Raw genomic sequence first — 23,108 nt, 5'->3', positions numbered from 1 at the left:
ACGCAATTTAAGCTATTAAAACCAATTGATATTATTTATCGTCTATCGACTCACCAGTACCTAGTAGCGTGGCAACCCAGCGCCCTTCATCACTTGCCTCTAGGGCTATTTTAACAATCATAGTAAGCGGTACCGATAGCAACATGCCTACAGTGCCTAATAACCAACCCCAAAATATTAACGACAAAAACACCACCAAGGTAGAAAGCCCAAGCCCTTTACCCATAAATTTAGGCTCTACAATGTTACCCATTACCGTATTAATAATTAAATACCCTGCACCGACAAGCCCGGCTGTTAATGGTCCTTGTGTAATGAGTGCTAACAATACAGCTGGTACTGCAGCAATAATAGAACCTATATTAGGAATGTAATTAAACATAAAGGCCAACACGCCCCACAGCACAAAGTAGTCAACATCTAAAATCCATAAATAAAATGCTGCAATAATACCGGTGGCTAAACTCACTAATGTTTTAATTGCTAAATACGAATTAATAGAAACCAAAAAGCGGTCAATTTGCTCCATTTTTCTGTCTGGGTCGGCAAGTGCCATATGAATTTTTTTGCTTAATGCTGGCCCTTCAAAAAGCATAAACACCACAGTTAAAATTATTAAAAACATGTTTGCCATTACGCCACCTAAGCCGGTAAGCATATTCGTGGCTACATCGACCATTTTACCTGGGTCAAACATAGAGAGAATTTGATCTCTATCGATTAAGATATTGTATTGCGATGCAAGATCGACCAGCCACACAAACTCTTCTTGTAACTGGGCTTTATATTCAGGAAGTTGCTGAGAAAAGTCGTTAACTGATTGTCCTACAAGGCCGCCTAAGCTTACACCTAAGCCCACAATGATAAGCACCACGATAACTACAGAAACCCCTTTAGGGATCCGATAGCGACCAAAAAATGTGATCAGCGGGTTGCATACAATGGCAATAAACGCCGCCAAAATAAAGGGAATAATAATAACACTTGCGGCCTTAATACCGGCTAATACAACCACCAGGGCTGCAAATATTATTAAGCTTTTATTTACGCCAGTTAAACTTGCCAACGCGCCAATCCTTTTCTTATGAAATTCGCTTTAGTGTAAGGCAAAAACTAATTAAATGAAATATTTACAAAGTGATCGTTGTTTTTTAGTTAACGTAATAATTTGCATTAAGATAGTTTAAATAGTATACATTTTAAACAAATCGTACACTTAAAATTGGTAAGATTTTTATGCATATTTTTTTTACAGGCGCTACAGGCCTAATAGGTAAACACTTAACGCCTTTTTTGCTGCATCATCATAAAGTAACCGTACTGAGCCGAAATAAAACCAAAGCCCATGTATTGCTTGGTCATAATATTGATGTAGTAAGCAGCGTTGATGAGGTTAATTTTAACCATGTTGATACCGTGATTAATTTAGCCGGCGAACCTATCGTCAGCAAACGCTGGACGCAGGCACAAAAACAAACAATTAAAAACAGCAGAATAAACCTTACCACGCAAATCAGCGATGCTATTTTAAATTGCAGCACGCCCCCTGCTACATTTATATCTGGTAGTGCCATTGGCTATTATGGCCGCCAAGACGATACCCCCGTAGATGAGGACACCGACGATGTAAATGATGAATTTAGCCATCAGCTATGTAAAGAGTGGGAGCACGCGGCACTAAAAGCGCAAAGTGATAAAACACGGGTGTGCTTATTACGCACGGGAATTGTACTTAGCAAAAACGGCGGCGCTTTAAGTAAAATGCTTCCTGCGTTTAAATTTTTTGCAGGTGGCCCTATTGGAAATGGGGAGCAAGGTATGTCGTGGATTCATATTGATGACATGATTCAACTGATTTTATTTATTATAAAACACACGTCGCTTTGCGGGCCAATTAACGCTACTGCACCCGCCCCGGTTAGCAATAAAGCGTTTAGCAAAAGTTTAGGTAAAGCATTGTCTCGCCCTGCGGCCCTAACCATGCCAAGCCCTGTGTTAAAAGTGTTAATGGGTGAAATGTCTGATTTGCTCACTACTGGGCAATATGTAATACCCAAAAAAGCGTTAGCGCATAATTACCGTTTTCATTTTACGGATATAGATTCGGCTCTAAGAAGTTTAATAAAGTAGGTGTATTCAGCATAGATACACCTACTAAAGGTTATAAAAATACTACTTTAAGCTAGGTTACTGTAATTAATATAAGCTTTAGTATCTAGTCTCCATTAAAATAGTCGTTTTATAATAAAAGAACCTTTCTATGCTGCACTTACCAACCGTTATAAGCCTTTCTTTTATTTTAAACCTTATAATTGGGCTGTATTTTATCTCTATTTATCAATATAAAAAACAAACTAGTTTTTTATATTTTGGCCTAGCTTGTACCACCTTTACATTCGCCATACTATGCGCAAGCTTACGCGTGATCATTGCATGGCCGTTTATTACCCATTACTTTGCCAGTTTATTTATTATTGCTTGCCCACTTTTTTTAATTATGGGATTAAAAGCACTCAGCCCTTTAAATAAAAGCATATGCAAGCAAGTTAGCTATTTACTCATCGTGGCTGCGGTTTTTTTACTCGTAGTTTACAACACCGCAGCAGAGCAAATATTGGTTAGTTTAACTGTGGCAGGGTTATTTTTGTATGCCTCGTATATTGTTTTAAGCACCCGCTTTATAGCAAAATTACAGCAACGTATGCTATTGCTTTGCCTATTACTGCATGCACTCGTTATGCTAATACAGGGAGTTTTATTACTGTTGCCGTTTTTTACCGCGCTCAACTTTGATTTTGCCTCTGTTTTGCAATTTACTTTAGCTGTACACTTAATACTTGCCACTAGCGCCGCCCTATTGCTGCCTTTTTTAGTGTTTGCCAATACAGAGCATACACTCAACTCCCTTGCTAATCGCGACCCATTAACCCAGCTATTAAATAAACGCGGTTTAAATGCAGTGGCCAATACGTTATTTAGTAAAAATAATGACGAGCATCCCTTTAGCATTATTATGGTCGATATAGACTTTTTTAAGCGCGTTAACGATGAATTCGGACACGACGCAGGTGATGATGCAATTAAATGGGTTTCGCAGCATATTGCCGCGCTTTTTTCTAACAAGGCAGTTACCGCGCGTGTAGGCGGCGAAGAGTTTGCAATTTTACTTAACCACTGCACTTTAAATGAGGCACAGTGCGCAGCAAACACCCTCAGAAAAAACATTAAAAACAAGCCCTTTAGCTATTACGGCAACACCATTTATTTAAGAATAAGCGCAGGAGTGGCATGCAGCGATACTCAAACAAGCTCTTTCAAATCGCTACTCAGTGCGGCAGATAAGCGCTTGTATATTGCTAAAACCACAGGACGCGACAAAGTTATATATGAATCTGCACAAAACCCTTTTATAAAGAACAAACCGGTTTGCACATAAAAAAAGCCCTTCAATTGAAGGGCTTTGACATACACACTAAAACAAAATGATTACTGACATTTAAGCCCAGCAGAGTCTGCCTTATTAGGCACAAACTGAATGTTTGCTACCGACACTGAGGTTTTACTGCTTGCATGTAAACTAAACGGGCTTGTAAGGCTTGCAAAGTCTACGCCTTGGTTGGCAAAACAACGTAAGTCTACCGACACCGACTGCCATTTATTTTTGATTGATTGATCAACCATTTTACTCAAGGCAATCGCACCACCACACTCACCTGAACAAGTCATAGCAAGGTTTACGTCATCGGTTAGTGGCTCATTGAGTTTAATATCAAAACTAATAACGCCATTAGCCTCTAAATACGTAATGGTATCTTCTGCAAAGCTTGTGACTATTTCAGCACTTGCCTTTTGCTCGCCACTAAAATTAAATTGGCGCGCGTCTTCTTGAACTGTTTTATCCTCAGTACGGTATTTAAGTGCACCCAGTTGGTGAGTACTGCTTGATACATCTAATAGCTCATCGCCAGATTTAAGTAATAAACGCCACGGAGCAACCGGGGCGCCAACTAAAATATCCATACTAGTGAGTGCTGAGTTATCTAATTTAGAGTCTTCGTCTAAATTATCAGCCAATACATTTTTATCGCCATAAGTTAAACCAAAGCCGTACGGTAATAATGGGCTGTAATCGTCATCGCCTTTATTAACCGTTGCTTGTACTGCTGTTTTAGGCCAGGAAAACGAAAGCTTGCCGCTAAAGTCATGTTGAATGCTGCCATCTTTAGCTTTTAAAATAACATCGGCAATACCGCCGCCTTCTGTACCTGGCAGCCATGCTGCAACAAATGCATCTGAGGCATTTAATTCACTGTTAACCCACATAGGGCGACCCGAAATAAATACCGATACAACCGTAATACCCTGCTCTTTTAACGACTTTAATAACGCGAGCGATTTTTTATTACCACGCTCAAATTCAAGGTTATCTCTATCGCCATGGCCTTCTGCATAAGGCTCTTCACCAAATACCACAACAGCTACATCTGGGCGCTGCTCATATGAGCCATCCACACTTAAAATGGCACGACCACCCGCCTGCGTAATTTGCTTTTCAAGACCCGCGTAAATAGACGTGGCACCAGGAAAATCAGCATTTTTGTTATTAGTCCCTTGCCATGTAATACTCCAACCACCCGACTGCTTACCTATGTTATCGGCTCCATCGCCGGCAATAAGTACAGTTTGGTTTGCATCAAGAGGCAAAATATTGTTTTTGTTTTTAAGTAAAACAAGTGATTCACGTACTGCTTGACGCGCAACTTCGCGGTGCTGCTGCGCACCAATTAGCTCCGTTTTACCCGAAAACTGACGCTTAGCCGGACTTGGTTTATCAAATAAACCGGCACGCAATTTAACGCGTAAAATTCTACTTACTGCATCATCAATGCGCGACATGCTGATTTCGCCAGCTTTGACTTGCGCTATGGTGTTTTCGTACAGCGGCTTCCAAGCGCCCGTTGGCACCATAAAAATATCAAGTCCCGCGTTAACAGCCTGTGCACAGCTTTCGTTTGTACAGCCTTCAATTTGGCCGTGGCCGTTCCAATCCCCTACCACAAAACCATCAAAGCCCATGCGGGTTTTAAGCACATCGGTTAACAAGTATTTATTGCCGTGGTTTTTAACCCCATGCCAGCTATTAAACGATGCCATAACCGACTGACTTCCCGCCGATAAGCCGCCTACATAACCTTGGGCATGTATATCAAACAAATCTTGCTCACTGTCGATATTATTACCTTGATCATCGCCATCAACTGTGCCGCCATCACCTAAAAAGTGCTTAACGGTACTAATAACACGTTTATCACTTAAAAAGTCGCCATCGGCCTTGCCCTGTAAACCATTTACAATTGCAGCTGAATAATCGCGTACAATGCGAGGGTCTTCTGAATAACCTTCATAGGTTCTGCCCCAGCGGTCATCGCGCACAACAGCCACTGTAGGTGCAAATACCCAATCAATACCCGTTGCCATTACTTCAACCGCAGTGATAGCTGCTATTTGCTCAATCAATGCAGGGTTGTTTGCCGCACCTAAACCAATATTATGCGGAAATAAGGTCGCGCCAATTACATTATTGTGACCATGTACCGCATCAGTGCCCCACATTGTGGGTATTTTACTGCCATCGATAGAATCATCTACCGACGCCTGATAAAAATCTTCAGCCAATTTTACCCAGTCCATTGGTGTTGCGTGTTTATCACCATTAGGAAAGGCACCGCCCCCGTTTAGGTATGAGCCAAAGCCATATTTGCGCATATCTTCAACGGTAATATCACGAATTTCTGGTTGAATCATTTGAGCTACTTTTTGCTCAAGCGTCATCATTTTTAAATAATCTGCTATTTTGGCTTCAATTTTTGGGTCTTGTTTTACGGCAATATTAAGTTTTGGCCAAATTTTCTCTGTTTTAGACAACGCATTATTAGCTTCAGAAGTGGTTGTCGCGTCATTTGAACAAGCCGCTAAAATGCCTACTGATGCAATTAATGAGGCACGTGCTATTTTATTAAGTGAAAAAGGGGTTTTCATTATAGAGTCTCCTGAGCTTGTACTGGTTTGCTTCCGCTTAAACCATAAAACGCGATAAATAAGTAACAAAAAATAGGTAAAACATATGAAAGTTGAACACCCACGCTATCAGCAAGTGCACCTTGTAAAAGTGGCACTATTGCCCCCCCCACAATCGCCAAGCACAAAATACCAGAGCCCTGCGCGGTATGCTTACCAAGGCCATTTAACGCTAAACTAAAAATAGTTGGGAACATAATAGAATTGAATAAACCAACCAGTAGTATTGACCACATTGCTAATTGACCCGACGTGCTCATGGCAATAACCACCAAAATAATAGCCATACTTGCGTTAAAGCCAAGCACTTTACCAGCGGGTAATTTTTGCATTACCGCGGCACCAATAAAACGCCCCACCATAGCTCCACCGAAATAATATGTGATGTAGTGAGCGGCTACATGCTCTTTTAACCCAGCAATATTTTCTTGGGCTAAAAAGCTAACTAAAAAACTGCCAATCGCAACCTCTGCACCTACATACATAAATATACCCACAGCACCGAGGGTTAGGTGGCGGTATTGCCATGCACTACCTTCAATTGTCTCTGACTTTTCAGCGGCTTCTTTTTGCTCATTCATTATGTCTGGCAATTTAAGCCATGCAAAAATACCGGCTAGTAAAATAAGCATGCCAGCTAATAGTAAATAAGGAAGTTGTACCGATTCTGCATTTTGTGCCGGTGTTAAAAACGCCTCAGATGCAGAGTCAAGAATCAAAAATGCACCAAATGTAGGGGCAACCGTAGTGCCTAGCGCATTAAATGCTTGCGTTAAGGTAAGGCGAGAAGACGCTGTTTTAGGGGCGCCCAATAAACTTACATAAGGGTTTGCAGAAACCTGTAACAAGGTAATACCGCTTGCCAGAACAAATAAAGCAAACAGAAATACCGGGTAATTATGTAGTGCTGCGGCTGGGTAAAAAAGCACACAACCACATGCCGCTATAAGTAACCCCACTACAATGCCTTTTTTATACCCTAATTTTTTAACTATATAGCCACTTGGCAGTGACATTAAAAAATAAGCCCCAAAAAAACAAAATTGAACCAGCATTGCCTGAACATAAGTTAGGTTAAACACCGCTTTTAAATGCGGAATTAAAATATCGTTTAAGCAGGTAATAAATCCCCACATAAAAAATAAAGTAGTTAAAGATGTTAATGCAAAACCATAGTTTTTATCTTGGTAGTTTTGCGACTGTGTGTGTGTCGTCAGTGGTGCTGAACTGGCCATGGGCTCTCCGCAATTTATTATTATAAATTAATGCAAAAGTCGTTATTAAAAATTGCCGTGTAACCCAGCAACATTAAAGAGTTGACCTTCGTATCAATTAACACTAATCTAAAAATGTAAGCGCTTTCACGTGTAATTAAATACGAACATGTAACATATTTCAACAAGTTTTATTTTTTTATAAACGCGCCCTTACGCTTCATCGCAGTAAATACAGTGGCTATTTATGCATTTAAGGTTTAAAAAGGTTTGTTACTAATGACAAAATTATCGTTACCATCTCATTCACCTCTATTAACAAAAAACTTTGTTTATGGTGTGGCTACGGCATCATTTCAAATTGAAGGCGGGTATGAGCATCGCCTGCCCTGTATATGGGATACCTTTTGCGATACACCCAACAAAATAGCCGACAGCTCAAATGGGCATGTTGCCTGCGATCATTACAATCAGTGGCAAAACGATATTGAATTAATAGACTCGCTTGGCGTAGATGCGTATCGACTTTCTATCTCTTGGCCGCGCGTTATTACCTTATCGGGCGAGCTAAACCCTGAGGGCGTAAAGTTTTATACTAATATTCTTAATGAGCTTAATAAGCGCAACATTAAAGCGTTTGTAACGCTATATCACTGGGATTTACCTCAACATTTAGAAGATAAAGGCGGCTGGTTAAATCGCGATACAGCTTATGAATTTGCTCGCTATGTAAAGCTTATTAGCCAAGCATTTGGCGAACGGGTATTTTCGTACGCGACCCTAAATGAGCCATTTTGCAGTGCCTTTTTAGGCTACGAAGTAGGCATACATGCCCCAGGTTTAGTGGGCAAAGAGTACGGTAAAAAAGCAGCGCACCATTTATTGCTTGCCCATGGTTTGGCAATGGATGTGTTAAAGCAAACCTCGCCTAATACTCAAAATGGTATTGTGCTTAATTTTACACCTTGCTACCCATTAACGCAGTCAGCAGAGGATATAAACGCAGCTCGTTACGCCGATGATTATTTAAATCAATGGTATATGAAACCAATAATGGACGGCCAATACCCAGAAATTATAAAACAGCTTCCTAGCAATCAGCAGCCTGAAATCCACCCTGGCGATATGGACATAATTTCACAATCTATTGATTACTTAGGCATTAATTTTTATACGCGCCAAGTATACAAAGCGCACCCTAGCGATATATACGAGCCACTTGCACCACAAGGGCCTTTAACCGACATGGGCTGGGAAATTTACCCGCAGTCGTTTACCGATTTACTTGTAACGCTTAATAACACCTACACCTTACCGCCTATTTATATTACCGAGAACGGCGCAGCTATGCCCGACACCATTAAAAATGGCGAGGTAAACGATGTAGATCGCCTAAACTATTATCATAGCCACTTAAATGCCGTGCACGATGCCACAGCGCAAGGGGTTAATATTATTGGTTACTTTGCGTGGAGCTTAATGGACAATTTTGAATGGGCTGAGGGCTATTTAAAACGCTTTGGCATTGTTTACGTTGATTATAAAACTCAGCAACGTACTATAAAAGCCAGTGGGCAAGCTTATAAAAGCTTGATACAAAGCCGTAAATAGCCAATAAAAGCTATTCGATTAATCGCATAAATAAAAATCAAAAAGCGAGAACCTAACATCATGATAAGTGTAAAAGAAAAAATAGCCTATGGCCTTGGCGATACGGCAAGTAATATTATTTTTCAAACAGTTATGATGTTTTTAATGCTTTACTACACAGATGTAGTAGGGCTTTCTCCAGCGGTGGTAGGCACCATGTTTTTAGTGGTTAGGTTGTTTGATGCCATCACCGACCCAGTTATGGGCAACTTAGCCGATAAAACCCAGTCGCGCTTTGGCCATTTTAGGCCCTATTTATTGTGGCTTGCCCTGCCCTTTGCGCTTATTAGTATTTTAGCTTTTACCACGCCAGAGCTTGAAGGCACTGATAAAATTATTTACGCCTTTACTACCTACACCTTGCTTATGGTGGCGTATACCGCCATAAATATTCCTTATTGCGCATTAGGTGGCGTGCTCACTAACGATGTAAAAGAGCGTGTTAGCGTGCAATCGTATCGTTTTGTGTTTGGTATGTTAGGCGGCGTTATTGTTGCGGGCTGTACAATGCCAATGGTTGAATACTTTGGCCAAGGCGATAATGCCAAAGGTTACCAATACACCATGACGGCAATGAGCTTGCTTGGCTTAGTGTTATTTTTACTGTGTTTTTTTGGTACCAAAGAGCGCGTAGAGCAACCGCCTGAGCAAAATCTGTCGTTGATTAAAAGTTTAAAAACCTTAATTAAAAACGATCAATGGCGAGTCCTGTGCGCTGCCGCGCTATTTTTACTCACTGGACAAGTATTACGTTTAACCTTAGGTGTTTATTACGTTAAATACTATTTAGGGCAAGAAGATTTAATTACCTCCTTCATGACCCTAGGAGTGGTTGCCAGTATGGTTGGGTGTGCGTGTGCTCAGCCGTTGGCTAAGCGATTTTGTAAAATAAAAGCCTATATTAGTTTGCAGTTAATCGCTGCGGGCATATGTATTGTGAGCTATTTTATCTCCCCTGATAACATTACCTTGGCATTTGCCGCCTTTATTTTGTGGAAGTTTTTTTTAGATATGGCCACCCCGCTACTGTGGGCAAAAATGGCCGACACCATAGACTACGGGCACCACAAAACTGGGGTAAGAATTACTGGCCTTGTGTATTCGGGCGTTATATTTTTTATAAAAATGGGTGTGGCGTTAGGCGGTGCAATTGCAGGCTGGCTGCTGTCTTTTTATAATTATCAGGCGCAAACAATGCAGAGCCTTGATACGCAGCAGGGTATTTTATTATCGTTTACTATTATACCGGCGTTTGGTTCTTTGTTTGTTGCATTTATTATGCGTAAATACACGCTCAATAACGCACAGTTAGCCTCTATACAGGCATCGCTAAAAACTAGTGCTAGTTAACATTTGGTGGGTACGGTATTATTTGCCCGCCAAAATAAAGGATATAAGTGAGTTAACAATAACATGGCCACAATTTATGAAGTGTCGGAGCTTGCTGGCGTATCGTTAGCTACAGTGTCACGGGTAATGAATAAAAACACCCGCGTAAGTGAAAAAACCACTAAAAAAGTACTCGATGCAATGCAGCAGCTGGGCTATAAGCCCAATTCTATTGCGCAATCGCTTGCCTCAAACAGAACCAACAGCGTGGGTATTTTGGTCTCAGAGCTTCATGGTCCTTTCTTTGCTCAAATGATGGCAGGCATCGAGTCAGCCCTACGCGCTGCGGGTAAGCACGTTATTATTACCACCGGTCACAGTGAAGACGATAAAGAAAAAGACGGCATTGAATTTTTAATTAGCCGCAAATGCGATGCGCTAATTTTACATGTAGAGTCAGTCAGTGATGACTACCTAATTGAGCTAAGTAAAGGTAAAACCCCTATTTACCTTATTAACCGATACGTACATTCACTTGAAAGTAACTGCATTAGCCTAGATAACGAACTCGGCGGCTACTTAGCCAGTAAATCTATTGTTGAACAAGGCCACACAAATATAGCTTATATTGCGGGGCCGCAAGTTAAAGCCGATGCCAGAAACCGTTTAAAAGGCCATAAAAAAGCGCTGCACGAAAAAAACATCCCCTTTAATGAGGCGCTGTTTTACGAAGGTGATTTTAACGAAATTGGTGGCAGCAAAGGCCTTGAAAAACTACTCAACACGCGTATTCCGTTTAGTGCTTTAGTGTGTGCTAACGATGAAATGGCATCAGGTGCTATGAAATACGCCCGTGAGCATGGCTTTAATTTACCAAACGATTTGTCGGTTATTGGCTTTGATAACGTTATATTTGCCAATTATCTTTACCCTACACTTACCACCATAGATAACCCAGTAGAAGAAATGGGAGAAATGGCTGCAAAAATGGTGCTACAAGATGTGTATCAGTATAAAAACTTACACATAAACCGCGTGTTTGAACCCACCCTTATAAAACGTGATTCAACCCAAACACTGCCAAAATAACGCATAAAAAAACGGCGCTATATTAAGCGCCGTTTTTTATTAAACCCCAGTAACTTATTTTGCTATCCACGGGGTTACTTTAACTACGTTTTCTATATCACCAAGCAGATTTACGTCGTCTTCCCAGTTATCCTGTACTGCAAAGTAGCAGATTGATTTTTCGCACTGTATATGTGGGTTATTAAAGGCCACAGGCTCTTTAAATGTTACAGCAACGCCTTTTTGCTCAGGCAATAAAAACCACATAAGCTTACTAACAAAAAAGCCCGATAAATCTGTTAAAAGTTCATCTAACTCGTTATTAATTGTGTACAACGAATCCTTCGTTAAGCTAAGCCCTTCAAATTCGCTGGCCTCAATTTGCAATTTTAACTGACAATCGTGATCGGGGTTTTGTGGCTCTACAACAATAACGGCTTTATCCGTATCGAGCTGCTTATCAAACGGTAAAAGTAACTGTGCTTTATCGGTAAAATTAAGCGGGTATTCGTTATTTTCAGTTAAAATTGTGCCGCTTTTAATAGTACATGCCTCGTTTGTGGCAATATCGCTAATGTAAAAGTTAACCCGTGCATATTGAAAGTCGCCCTTGTTAACCACTTTTAATCTGTCGTAAAAGCCATCGTACGACATAACAAACTCTTTGGCATTGACGGTACTTGCCGCGAAACTTAATAAAATGAGTATGGCGTTAATATTTATGAGTCGTTTTTTATTCATCAAAGTAAGCTCTGTTTTGGTTAATCATGGTGTTTAGCTCTTCTATGTATGCCTCGCCGCGCTCTGAGTACGACATTAAACCATGGGTTAGTGCCGTTGCCGCAATGGGCTTTTGCTGTTGTCGTAAATCTTCGCGTATAAGGCGTAAATCTTTGTAGGCATTATGCGTGTTTATATTTCTAAAATACGAGCTTACTGCTGCGCGTACCGACTTAAATGCAGCAACTTCGTGTGCCGCTCCACTATTGCGGCGTCTTGGCACCATACCGCAGCCTTTTGAATAGCACCATTGGCCAAAAAAGTTAAGCCCTATGCGTGCAAAGCGCGATGTACCCCACGCCGACTCATTCGCCGCTTGCATTAGCGCAAGCTCTTTAGGAATAATATCAACACGGCGCAGCGCTTGGCTTAAAATTAGGGTGTTTACTGTTTCAGGTAAGCCATAGGCTTTTAAAATATTAACGATGTCGCGCTGTTGTTTTTTCTCGAGCGGTTCGTTGTATTCAAGCATCATACGCGCAATTTCTAACTTAGCGCGTTGCTGTAATATTTTTTTATTTTCAGCCTCAACATGTGGGCGAATAAAATCAAAAAATGCCTGTTTTTTCTCTTTTACATCAGCAAATTCAGAAAATTTAGGTAAGGTAACATTGTGCAGGGGTTTTTCTTTTTTCTTTACTTTTTTAGGTTGTTCACCTGTGGTTTGTTCTTCAACCTCTTGCTCATTACTTTGCATAAACGGATATGCAAGCGCCCATAAAAAAAATACGCTTAGTAACAGCTTTAAAATGGTTTTTAGCATGTAGTCTCTCTTTCAAACAACAATTATGCATGGGTAATACACACACATACGAAACCCCATTATACCTAAGCCACTATATAAACGCGAATAACACTCTGTGTGTAACCCTTTAAGGGCCACGCTTTGCTAAAAAATGCTAAAGTGACTGCTTGCGATAAATATATTATCCACCAGCTCAGGTTATGTACTTGTTCATTCGCAATTTATTAGGGCATGGGTATACTGAGCTTATACCGTGTATAACAATGTTTTGTGAGTAAGCAGTATGGATAAGCAATGGCAAAGCCGAATAATAGAACAGTATAAAAATCGCCCTAACGATAATCGCTCCCCCTGGCAGGTAGACCGCTCTCGTATAATTCATGCCGCAGCTTTTAGGCGCTTACAAGCAAAAACCCAAATTATGGGGATAGGCTTAAACGACTTTTATCGCACTCGCTTAACGCATTCTTTGGAGGTATCGCAAATTGGTACCGGCATATTGCGGCATTTAAAAGCACAGCACAGCGATTTTGAACACTTCCCCTCTTCCGGTTTATTAGAAACCTTATGTTTAGCCCACGATATAGGCCATCCCCCGTTTGGCCATGGCGGCGAAATTGCCTTAAATTATATGATGCGTGAGCACGGTGGATTTGAAGGCAACGCACAAACATTGCGTATAGTCGCTAAACTTGAGCCTTACTCTAACGGCCACGGCATGAACCTAACGCGCCGCACGTTGCTTGGCTTTATTAAATATCCCGCATTTATAGACGATTTATGGCACACCATCCCGAAGGTAAATAACACACGCTCATTTATAAAAGCTGATGATTGGCGTCCCGCTAAAGGCTTATACAAAGACGATGCACAAATATTTGAATGGATCATTGCCCCTTTAAGCGACAACGACAAAGCGCTATTAACAAGCCATACGCCAGTAGATCAGTACCGTGCAAAAACCCGTTATAAATCGTTAGATAGCGCTATAATGGAACACGCCGATGACATAGCATATGCAGTGCACGACCTAGAAGATGCCATAGCCACTAAAGTGCTCACACTAGATGATTGGCAAACACACGCATTACCCCACTTAAACGCGCTTAATTACGATTGGTTAAACACTAAATTAGACTCGCTTACCCAACGCTTATTTTCAAAAAACGATTTTGAGCGTAAAGACGCCATAGGCGAGCTGGTAAATATGTTTATTATTCATATTCATTTAGATGTTCAGCATGGTGATTTTGAGTGCCCTATTTTAAAGTACACTGCAAAGCTAGACCCACAGTACGAGCGCGTTTTACAAATACTCAAACATTTTGTATTTAATCGCTTAATACGCGACCCAGAAATGCAGCAAATAGAGTTTAAAGGTCAAAACTTACTGATTGAATTATTTACCGCTTTTGCCAGTGACCCTCTGCGTTTATTACCCGAAACAACGCAAGCTCTTTACATAGACGCTGAAAAACAAAACCAAGGGATGCGCATAATATGCGACTACCTAAGCGGCATGAGCGATGAGTACGCTTATAAAACCTATCAGCGGTTATTCTCACCAGTACAATAAAAAGCGAAGAGCACATCCTGTAGAGCGTTTAGGTAAAGGTAGAGCCTGTGTAAGGGGTTATTGCAAATAAATAGGCGTTTGCAAAAGCCGTTATCGAGTCCACTCGGTTACAAACCTTGCGCCGCAGTTAAATAACCTCTTGTTTGCAAAAATTTTTCCTGCAAAATCTAGCAGGTCCTTGTATATTTAATAAACTATAAAAATAAGAGCATTGACTATGAACACACCACACACTTTTAACTCCTTTAAAGCGTTTTACCCGTATTACTTAAAAGAGCACCGCAATGTAACCTGCAGAAGGCTTCACTTTATTGGCAGCACGCTAGTACTTGCAGTCATCTTTATTGCATTAATCAAGCAGCAATATAGCTTGCTGTGGTTATTACCGGTTATTGGCTACGGATTTGCTTGGATTGGGCATTTCTTTTTTGAAAAAAACCGCCCCGCCACTTTTAAGCACCCCCTTTATAGCTTATGGGGAGATTGGGTCATGTTTAAAGATATACTTATCGGTAAAATAAAATTTTAATTTTTATATTATTTTATTATAAAAATCACTTGCAACCTTTTTAAACGCTATACAAATTTCAGCTTAAATAATCTGCTCTTTATATGTTAATTTATTTAACATATAAAAGGTGGGTTATACACTTAATTTAAAAAACGCTTAGCAACAGCCATTATTAAAGGCGTACACACTGCTCTTACCTGTTAACTAAAAGTAAACCTCATTATTTCCAATTATTTTAAGCTCCATCAGTTACTTACAAATCCTAGCCTATTTCTAGCTTTTACCTCATTTAGTTTCATTAATTAAACCTTGTAACTATATACCCTTTAATTTTAATTGAACGTTATTCAATTGACTCATTTTGTTAATGCGGTTTATGTTCTCAAAGCCGCTCCACTAAAAAGTAGCAGCTATAAAAACAAAAACTTTAAATCAATGGGTGATCAGATGAGGATTAACAACATGAATAAAAGCCTACCGTTTAGGTTAAATAACTTAAAAGTGAGTACAGCTGTGGGTGCATCGCTTTCGCTATTTGGTGCGTTTACTGCACACGCGGCACAGCAAACACCTCAAGTACAAGAAGATATAGAGCAAATTAGCGTAATTGGCTCACGCCGTTTAGGGCGCACAGTAGAAGACAGCGCCGTACCTATTGATATTATTGGCGCTGAGGCGCTTACCAGTTCAGGTCTTACGGAAACAAACGCGCTACTGAGCAATTTGTTACCAAGTTTTAACTTTCCACAGGCATCGCTTACCGATGGCAGTGATCATGTACGCCCTGCACAACTTCGTGGTTTAGCACCCGATCATACCTTAGTGCTGGTTAATGGGAAGCGTCGTCATAGTAGCGCACTGCTTAATTTAAATGGTTCAACGGGGCGCGGCTCATCTTCTGTAGATTTAAATGCAATACCAGCTAATGCAATTGAACGCATTGAAGTTTTACGCGATGGCGCTGCGGCGCAATACGGCTCTGATGCTATAGCGGGTGTGATTAATATTGTACTTAAAAGCGCAAGCAGTGGCGGCTCCCTTGCGGCTATTTATGGGGCAAATATCACCGAGATGGATGGTGTGCCTCAGCTTGAATCGGTATCTGAGGGTAGCGATGGCAACCTAGCATTTACCGAAGGCGGCGATCGCTCTTTAACCGATGGGCAAACGCTCACTTTGCAAGGTAATATTGGTTTAGAGCTTGGTGATAATGGCTTTTTAAACATTTCGACTGAATACCGCGACCGCCACTCAACTAACCGTGCCGATTACGATCAACGCGAAAACTACGACCGATTAGAAGATGGCTCGCTCGACCCCCGCGAGTTTACAGTTAACCGTTATAACCATAACTTTGGTAATGGGGATGTAGAAGACCTATCGGTTTTTTATAATGCAGGTTATCAATTAACAAACGATATCGATTTATATTCGTTTGGCTCTTACAGCAAACGTGAAGGTGAAGGCGCTGGTTTTTATAGACGCGCAAGCGATAGCCGTAATATAGAAGAAATATACCCCGACGGCTTTTTACCTGTGATCACCTCAGATATAAACGACTACTCACTCGCATTAGGTGTTAAAGGTTTTATAAGCGATTGGAACTACGATGTATCGGCTGTGTATGGTGAAGATGCGTTTGAATTTGGTGTAACCAATAGTTTAAATACGTCATACGGCCCCACTAGCCAAACACGCTTTGATGCCGGTACGCTTACATACGATCAACTTACTTTAAATGTTGATTTAAGCCGCGAAGTGGATGTCAGCTTTTTAGAAAGCGCAGTAAGTGTTGCCATTGGGGCTGAGTACCGTACAGAAGGCTATCAAATAGAAGCTGGCGAAGAAGCCTCATACGCACAAGGCTCATTTGGCCCAGGTGGCGTAGTCACAGGCGAAGATGGCCCATTTGGTGCAGCAGGTGCGCAGGTATTTCCAGGCTTTACACCTGAATCAGAAGGTGACAACAGCCGCCACAATGTAAGCTTTTACATAGACTTAGAAACCTACCTGACAGATGATTGGAATATTGCTGTGGCAGCCCGTTATGAGGATTACTCAGATTTTGGCGATACACTTAACGGCAAAATTGCAACGCGCTATTCGTTAACCGAAGATTTAGCCATACGCGCTTCAGCCTCAACAGGGTTTAGAGCGCCTTCATTACAACAGCAATATTTTACTTCGGTTGCTACCGTATTTGTTGATAGCGTTCCGACCGAAACCGGCACCTTTGCACCAAGCAGCGATGTAGCCAAAGCGCTTGGCTCACCGGGCCTTGATGCCGAAGAAGCCACTAACTACGGGGTTGGCTTTACTTGGTCTACCGACTTTAATTTCAGCTTATCGGTTGATTACTATCAAATACTAATTGATGACCGTATTGTTTTATCTAACAATTTATCGGGCGCAGCAATAGAAGAGTTGCTAGCAGGCACGGGCGCTAACCAAGGCCGCTTTTTCTTAAACGCTATAGATAGTAAAACGCGCGGTGTTGATGTGGTTGCCTCGTACAACTTAATCACCGATGGCTATGGCGATATTGCCTTTAACTTAGGCTATAACTACGGCAAAAATGAAGTCACTGATATTATTGACCCGCCCGCTGAACTGCAAGGTGCTGGGTTTGATCAAGACAACTTGTTCTCAGGTACAGAGCTGCGCCGCTTTGAAGTAAGCACCCCGCGCAATAAATACAATTTAAGTGCTACATGGACCCATGATGCGCTGCGTACCACACTTAGAACTACGCGTTACGGTGAAACCCAAGACCCTTCATCAACGCCTGGACTAAACGAGGTATTAAAACCTAAGTGGATCACTGATTTAGATGTGGCTTATGCCGCTACTGATAACCTAACGCTTAGTTTAGGTGCCAATAACATTTTTGATGTATACCCAGATCCTACCCGCGAAAATGTAGAAGAAGTCTCTACTTTTTCTCGCTTGTTTGCTTATTCGAGCTTTTCGCCCTACGGATTTAATGGCCGTTACGTGTACGGCAAAATAGAAATGAAGTTTTAAGCGCTAACCATTTCAGAATGTACTCAAAAACACAAAAGCCACCTAGTCGGTGGCTTTTTACTGCGAACTGCTCAAATCAATTAGATTTTAGTTAACCAGCCGTGTTTGTCTTCACTTTTACCCCATTGAATATCGTTCAATGCTTGGCGTAATCGCGCTGTTGTAGGGCCTGGCTCGCCACTGCCTACTTTGTATTCTTTATCGTTATGAATAAACGTGCCTACCGGTGTTAATACCGCAGCAGTGCCTGAAAGTGCAGCTTCTGTGCCTGGCTTTGCAGCACGCTCTAAAAGCTCGGTAACGCTAAAGTTACGCTCGCTTACCGTCATACCTAAATCTTTTGCAATGGTTAAAATGCTATTACGGGTTACGCCATGTAAAAACGTGCTATCGAGCGCTTTGGTAATAATTTCGTTACCATCAATAAGAATAAAGTTAGCAGCACCTGTTTCTTGTACGTCGCCGCCAGGGCAAAACAAGATTTGATCGGCTTGGTATTTTTCGCGTGCTGCGCTAATTGGTGCAAGTGCACTGGCGTAGTTACCGCCACTTTTTACCATGCCCATGTGCGGGGCACAGCGCATGCCATCTTCTTCAAGTAATACACGCAGCGCAGTAGCGCCGCCGGTAAAGTAATCGCCAACTGGCGATAAAAGTGTATATAACAACGAGCTCATTGACGGTGCAGCCGCTTTACCAATGGCAGCTTCTGTTCCTATGTGAGTTGGGCGAATGTACATAGAGCCCGGTGGCAATGGCGTTTCATCAGCATACTCTTTAACAATCTCGATAATCATGTCTTTTAGCATTTGACCGTCAAAGCTTGGTAAGCTTAATAACGCAGAGCTTTGCTGCATACGCGCAATGTTTGCATCTATTCTAAAAATATAAATAGAGCCATCTTCGTGGCGAAAAGCTTTTAAGCCTTCAAAACACGTGCTTGAATAATGAAGGACGTGCGCGCCCGCATGAAGTTCAAGTTTATCGGAAGGGACGATTGAGCTTTCGCTCCATTGGTTATCAGAAAAACGAGCTTGAATCATCTGCGGCATAAACACGGTACCGAATGCGGCCATTTTAATCTCTCTTGTGTGGTCTATTTTTCTCCATTGTATGACATTCATGCATCATTTAACCATAGCAAAACTGAGGCTTTTTTAATTATCAAAAAGAAATTTTTGCAACTGCTGTTTATAAATTGGCCATATTGCTAAGCACATACAAAAAAGCCGATTAATGCACCTTCATTAATCGGCTTTTTAAAGGCACATTATTTATTTAAACGAGTACCTTATAATACGTTTTAATACCGAGCTATACTGCTTAAAAAAACCACCTGTATGATAATCAATGCCGTGTTTTTGCATAATGGCTTGCACTTGCGGGGCCACTTCTTGATAGCGAGAGGACGGCATATCAGGAAATAAGTGATGCTCAATTTGGCAACTTAAATGCCCAGTTAAAACATGAAACCAATGCGGGCCTGTAATATTAGATGAGCCCAATACCTGGCGATAATACCACTGCCCTTGCGTTTCGTTTATGCAGTCTTCTTCTTTAAAGGTTTCGGTGTCCTCGGTAAAGTGCCCACAAAATATTATGGTTGAGGTCCATAAATTACGGATTAAATTTGCCAGTAAGTTGCCTGCTAATACCCATAAAAACAAAGGGCCTGCCAATAAAGGAAATATCACATAATCTTTTATTAATTGGCGCGCACCTTTACTAAAAAAGCGCTGTTTTAGGGTAGAATGCGATACACCCCCTTCGCGGTTTTCTTTCTTTTTACCTATAAACACACGTTCCGCTGCCAGTTCGTGATACGACACCCCCCACTGAAACAGCACACTTAAATTTATATATGTAATAAACTGCCACACATTTTTTAAGCGCCATTTAAAATCATTACTTAAACGTAATAAGCCATAACCAAAGTCGCGGTCTTTACCAATAATATTAGTGTAGGTGTGGTGTTCAAAGTTATGAACGCGATGCCAACTTTGCCCATCGCAAGCAATATCCCATTCGTAGTGTTGCGAGTTAAGCTGCTTGTCGTTCATCCAATCGTATTGGCCGTGCATAACATTGTGGCCAATTTCCATGTTGTCTAAAATTTTTGCCAGCGCTAATAACAGTACACCCGCAACCCATAAAAGTGGCTGAATAAAGCCCAGCATAAGTAAAATACGGCCACTCCACTCACATAGCCGCTGCTTTTTAACAACCGAGCGAATGTAGTTTGCATCTTGTTGCCCTACTTTGCCTAGCGTATCCATTTTTATGCTATCTAAATCGTGGGCTAACTGATCAAAGTTTATGTTCTTCATAGTTGTAACTCCAAATCGCTAACAGGTTGACTTACACACAGTTGAATTAACTGCTCGCCGTTATCACTCAACTCACCAGTTTTTAAATTACGCACCACGCCTGACTTTTTAATGCACTGGCACTGGTGGCAAATACCAATGCCACACCCGCGTTTAACCGGTAATTGTTTTTCTTCAAACTGTGCTAACAATGCATTGTTAGCATTTACGACATGAGCGCTGCTATTAATCTGTACATTAAACAGGCTGTCGTCATTTTGGCTTGGCAGCGTTAAACCAAATGCCTCTTGGTAGTAATTTAAATGGTGTTTTTTAGCAAAGTCACACACCGTTTTCATGAAGTTTGCAGGCCCACAGCAGTATATATCTGGGTTTTCCCATACATTTACATGGCGAGTAATATCATCTGATTGCTCGCGTGTGAGCAGTAAAAACGAAAAATGCGAAAACTGGTTTGCTAATGCGCTTAGCTCGTCTACACATTGGTGCGCTGCGGCTTTGGCATAATAAATCAGCGATACTTTTTGTGTTGTATGTTTTAAATGCTCACTAATCATGGCAAGCATAGGTGTAATACCCGAGCCGCCCGCTATAAACGTTGCATTGTTTTGGGTGTTTTTATAAACAAAGTCGCCACTAGGCGCTGAAATATTGCACCACTCACCGACTCGTAAAGCACTGCTTAAAAGGCTTGTAAAACGCCCTTGCTCATTAGTTTTAATTAATAAACGCACCAAGCCCGTAGTTTTAAATTGCTCAGGGCTTGAGGCAACCGTAAAAACACGAGTTAATAAACGCCCGTTTATTTCTACCGTTAAACTAATATGTTGGCCAGCATTGTGTGCCTGCCAGTGCTGAGTAGGCTTTAAGGTAATACTTAAAAAATCACCATTGTGCTGCGTCAGCTCTTCTATTTTTGCTCTATAAAGACCAGCACGCCACGCAGGCTTAACCATTTGCATTATGGGCTCAATGTAGCCTGCAAAGCTTTGATGGTGTAAAAACCACTTCGAAAATTGGTCTAATACTTTAGTAATCATCACTATTAATCTCTTGGATATTAAATATTGAAATTGAACTTACATGTGTACGCTCAAACTTCAGCGCACAAGTGTACGCCCAAAAAAATTAATTTCAATAGTATTAGAGTAAATATTCAGTTTTTTAGCACAGTTTTTACGCAGCTCACTAATTTAAAGCGCTGTACTAAAGCCTCAATTAAGGTGTAATAAATAGCTGTTTAAAATATTAAAACCAGCCATACAACACTGCGGGTAAACTCTTTATGATTGAAATATATATAGTTTTTATTAAAGCGCTACATTTAGCAAAATCTGCAGCAGCATGCTAATGTAGGTATTACTTGCTTATTTATTGGACAGGGATATGACTGCGTTTATACCTACAAAAACGATTGCTAAAACATTATCAACGGCGTTTATAGCTGTACTCGTTTCAACGCCGGTGGCAGCTGTTGATTACAAAACCCTTGATGTGTTACCGCTCAATGTAAAGGCCGTCAGTGTGGCTAAAGGGGTAACTATCCCCTGGGCTATTGAGCCGTTAAGTAATGGTGATTTACTTATAGCCGAGCGAAGCGGCACACTTTATTTACTGCCTAAAAACTCAGCTAACTTAACTAAGCTCTCGGGTTTGCCACAAATTGATGCTAATGGGCAAGGCGGTTTACTAGATTTAGCCCTACATAGCGGACCAGACGATAGCCAATGGCTTTACATAACTTACTCAAGTACCCAAGGCGCTAAAAGAGGCAGTAATACAGCCCTAATGCGCGCCAAGCTTAGTGACGATCGCACTGAGCTTTTAAACACACAATTACTATACAAAGGTGAGCATAACAGCACAAAAGGCCAGCACTACGGAAGCCGTATTGTGTTTGATAACCAAGGGTATGTTTACTTTTCGATTGGCGATCGCGGCTCGCGCGATAAAAACCCGCAAGACTTAACCCGTGATGGCGGTAAAATTTATCGCTTACACACTGATGGCCGTATTCCTAAAGATAACCCGTTTGTAAATCAAAAAAGCGCTAAACACGCTATATGGTCATACGGACACCGTAACCCGCAAGGCATGTGGTTTGATAAAACAACACAAACGTTATGGTCTCATGAGCACGGCCCACGTGGCGGCGATGAGCTAAACATAATTAAAGCGGGCGCTAATTATGGCTGGCCTGTGGTTAGTTATGGGATTAATTACAGCGGTACTTCGTTTACCGACATACAAGAAAAAGACGGCATGCAATCGCCCGTACTGCATTGGACCCCCTCCATAGCCCCTTCTGACATGTTATTGGTTAGCAGCGATAAGTACCCGCAATTAAAAGGCAAACTTTTGCTATCGTCTATGAAATTTTCGTTTTTAAGTGCACTGGAAATATCTAACAAAGGTGTTTCAAAGCAATATAAAATTTTAGAAGGAATAGGCCGCGTCCGCAGCTTAGCACAAGGCAGTGATGGCTATATTTACTTAGGCATTGACGGACAAGGAATTAAACGCCTTGAGCCTGAGCAATAAAACCGTTAGTAACCGCAGCATAGCAAATAATGCGTTTACCTTGTTTTTATATAACAAGGTAAACGCCCTTCAGCTAAAAGAACTATTTAGCTCTTTGTAGCGTATGGTAATGCTAGGGCGTGTTGATCTTTGATGGTTGAATTTGCAGCAGTATGTTTGGTTTTTAGGCAAGGCAGAGCCTATGAAGTGTGGTTACTCCCCATAAATAGGCTATAACGCAGCATAAATGCCAAACATGCGCTGCCCTTCGGGTTCTGCCTAGGGG

The 23,108-nt window shown here is 41.3% G+C and carries 17 protein-coding genes; 9 read left to right on the top strand and 8 right to left on the bottom strand.

Annotated features, from left to right (window positions below; genetic code table 11):
- Positions 1-31 precede the first annotated feature (31 nt).
- Positions 32-1,066, bottom strand: a complete 1,035-nt coding sequence (locus AN390_RS18710; RefSeq protein ID WP_024033443.1) for an AI-2E family transporter — start codon at positions 1,064-1,066, stop codon at positions 32-34.
- A 170-nt stretch (positions 1,067-1,236) separates the two neighbouring features.
- On the opposite strand from AN390_RS18710, the gene AN390_RS18705 reads away from it, so the two are divergent.
- Both AN390_RS18705 and AN390_RS18700 read left to right on the top strand, forming a co-directional pair.
- Positions 1,237-2,130, top strand: coding sequence for a TIGR01777 family oxidoreductase (locus AN390_RS18705; protein ID WP_055255687.1), 894 nt, complete (start codon positions 1,237-1,239; stop codon positions 2,128-2,130).
- Positions 2,131-2,260: 130 nt separating this feature from the next.
- Entirely contained in the window at positions 2,261-3,436 is a 1,176-nt protein-coding gene (locus AN390_RS18700) for a GGDEF domain-containing protein (protein WP_055255686.1), read from the top strand.
- A 50-nt stretch (positions 3,437-3,486) separates the two neighbouring features.
- Here AN390_RS18700 and AN390_RS18695 read toward each other — a convergent pair whose 3' ends face one another.
- On the bottom strand, positions 3,487-6,039 hold the full coding sequence (locus tag AN390_RS18695) for an exo 1,3/1,4-beta-D-glucan glucohydrolase (protein WP_055255685.1): 2,553 nt from the start codon (positions 6,037-6,039) through the stop codon (positions 3,487-3,489).
- Positions 6,039-7,313, bottom strand: coding sequence for a sugar MFS transporter (locus AN390_RS18690; RefSeq protein WP_024033438.1), 1,275 nt, complete (start codon positions 7,311-7,313; stop codon positions 6,039-6,041). The genes AN390_RS18695 and AN390_RS18690 overlap by 1 nt, the downstream gene beginning before the upstream one ends.
- 258 nt (positions 7,314-7,571) lie before the next feature.
- On the opposite strand from AN390_RS18690, the gene AN390_RS18685 reads away from it, so the two are divergent.
- The 3 genes from AN390_RS18685 (at position 7,572) to AN390_RS18675 (ending at position 11,360) form a co-directional block, all read left to right on the top strand.
- Complete coding sequence (locus AN390_RS18685) at positions 7,572-8,903, top strand: GH1 family beta-glucosidase (RefSeq protein WP_055255684.1); 1,332 nt, start codon at positions 7,572-7,574, stop codon at positions 8,901-8,903.
- A 60-nt stretch (positions 8,904-8,963) separates the two neighbouring features.
- A complete protein-coding gene (locus tag AN390_RS18680) occupies positions 8,964-10,292 on the top strand; it encodes a glycoside-pentoside-hexuronide (GPH):cation symporter (protein ID WP_055255683.1) in 1,329 nt (442 codons plus the stop codon).
- A gap of 63 nt (positions 10,293-10,355) precedes the next feature.
- Positions 10,356-11,360 carry a LacI family DNA-binding transcriptional regulator gene (locus AN390_RS18675; protein ID WP_024033435.1) on the top strand — a complete coding sequence of 335 codons (1,005 nt, stop codon included), beginning with the start codon at positions 10,356-10,358 and terminating at the stop codon, positions 11,358-11,360.
- 54 nt (positions 11,361-11,414) lie between these two features.
- On the opposite strand, the gene AN390_RS18670 is transcribed toward AN390_RS18675, so the two are convergent.
- Both AN390_RS18670 and AN390_RS18665 read right to left on the bottom strand, forming a co-directional pair.
- Positions 11,415-12,080 (bottom strand): DUF2987 domain-containing protein, encoded by a 666-nt coding sequence (locus AN390_RS18670; RefSeq protein WP_055255682.1) that lies wholly within the window; start codon positions 12,078-12,080, stop codon positions 11,415-11,417.
- Entirely contained in the window at positions 12,073-12,882 is an 810-nt protein-coding gene (locus AN390_RS18665; RefSeq protein ID WP_029772709.1) for a glucosaminidase domain-containing protein, read from the bottom strand. Before AN390_RS18665 ends, AN390_RS18670 begins: the two co-directional genes overlap by 8 nt.
- A gap of 265 nt (positions 12,883-13,147) precedes the next feature.
- Between AN390_RS18665 and AN390_RS18660 the strand changes: the two genes are divergently transcribed.
- From AN390_RS18660 to AN390_RS18650, 3 genes are all read left to right on the top strand, one after another.
- On the top strand, positions 13,148-14,440 hold the full coding sequence (locus tag AN390_RS18660; protein WP_055255681.1) for an anti-phage deoxyguanosine triphosphatase: 1,293 nt from the start codon (positions 13,148-13,150) through the stop codon (positions 14,438-14,440).
- Between the two features lie 217 nt (positions 14,441-14,657).
- Positions 14,658-14,969, top strand: a complete 312-nt coding sequence (locus AN390_RS18655) for an Mpo1-like protein (RefSeq protein WP_024033431.1) — start codon at positions 14,658-14,660, stop codon at positions 14,967-14,969.
- A gap of 444 nt (positions 14,970-15,413) precedes the next feature.
- Entirely contained in the window at positions 15,414-17,975 is a 2,562-nt protein-coding gene (locus tag AN390_RS18650; RefSeq protein WP_055255680.1) for a TonB-dependent siderophore receptor, read from the top strand.
- 80 nt (positions 17,976-18,055) lie between these two features.
- Here the strand turns inward: AN390_RS18650 and AN390_RS18645 are convergent, their stop codons facing one another.
- The 3 genes from AN390_RS18645 to AN390_RS18635 all read right to left on the bottom strand — a co-directional run bounded on the left by AN390_RS18645 (position 18,056) and on the right by AN390_RS18635 (position 21,342).
- Complete coding sequence (locus AN390_RS18645) at positions 18,056-19,099, bottom strand: branched-chain amino acid aminotransferase (protein ID WP_083901793.1); 1,044 nt, start codon at positions 19,097-19,099, stop codon at positions 18,056-18,058.
- Between the two features lie 150 nt (positions 19,100-19,249).
- A complete protein-coding gene (locus AN390_RS18640; RefSeq protein WP_055255679.1) occupies positions 19,250-20,302 on the bottom strand; it encodes an acyl-CoA desaturase in 1,053 nt (350 codons plus the stop codon).
- Positions 20,299-21,342, bottom strand: coding sequence for a flavin reductase family protein (locus tag AN390_RS18635; protein ID WP_055255678.1), 1,044 nt, complete (start codon positions 21,340-21,342; stop codon positions 20,299-20,301). The genes AN390_RS18640 and AN390_RS18635 overlap by 4 nt, the downstream gene beginning before the upstream one ends.
- Positions 21,343-21,688: 346 nt before the next feature.
- On the opposite strand from AN390_RS18635, the gene AN390_RS18630 reads away from it, so the two are divergent.
- On the top strand, positions 21,689-22,843 hold the full coding sequence (locus tag AN390_RS18630) for a PQQ-dependent sugar dehydrogenase (RefSeq protein ID WP_055255677.1): 1,155 nt from the start codon (positions 21,689-21,691) through the stop codon (positions 22,841-22,843).
- The last annotated feature ends 265 nt before the right edge of the window (positions 22,844-23,108 follow it).

Origin of the sequence: Pseudoalteromonas sp. P1-11, assembly GCF_001399995.1 — a bacterium.
GTDB lineage: Bacteria > Pseudomonadota > Gammaproteobacteria > Enterobacterales > Alteromonadaceae > Pseudoalteromonas > Pseudoalteromonas atlantica.
Note: the sequence above shows the minus strand (reverse complement) of the source record. Positions and strands in the feature narration are given on the sequence as shown.